A 410-nucleotide genomic window follows, 5' to 3' on the forward strand; every position below is an offset into this window, starting at 1 on the left:
AAAAAAAAACAACTTACTATTTAATTATAATAAAACAAAATTGAAATAAAATGGTGCTTTCGTCCCAAATGCAAAAAAGGGGCTGTCGCTTTTTCTTCCATTTCTTGAAACTGAAAGCTTCTTGTTTCTCTCTTCAAACGCGGTCTTGCAGTTATTGCCTTTAATACAGTCTTTCTTGTATGGACAGCTATCACAACTATTACACTCGTATATAGTTACTTCCCGCTGATCCCCCGTTGCTGTTTTCTGTGTCCTTTTGGATACTACAGTGAGCTGTTTGCCGTTTCTACATATGTAGCTGTCTGATTCTGGATCATAGTCCATGTTAGGTATATAATTTTTTCTACCTTCCACCATGACATACTCTCGCTCAGTATCACTTTGAGTAGAACCAGTTTCATCAATTTGTG

At 36.6% G+C, this 410-nt stretch carries 1 pseudogene; it reads right to left on the reverse strand.

Going from position 1 to position 410, the window contains the following annotated elements:
* Positions 1 to 102 precede the first annotated feature (102 nt).
* Positions 103 to 410, reverse strand: a pseudogene (locus CSX02_RS13940) (transposase); the annotation flags it as partial.

The organism is Agathobacter ruminis (assembly GCF_002735305.1).
GTDB lineage: Bacteria > Bacillota > Clostridia > Lachnospirales > Lachnospiraceae > Roseburia > Roseburia ruminis.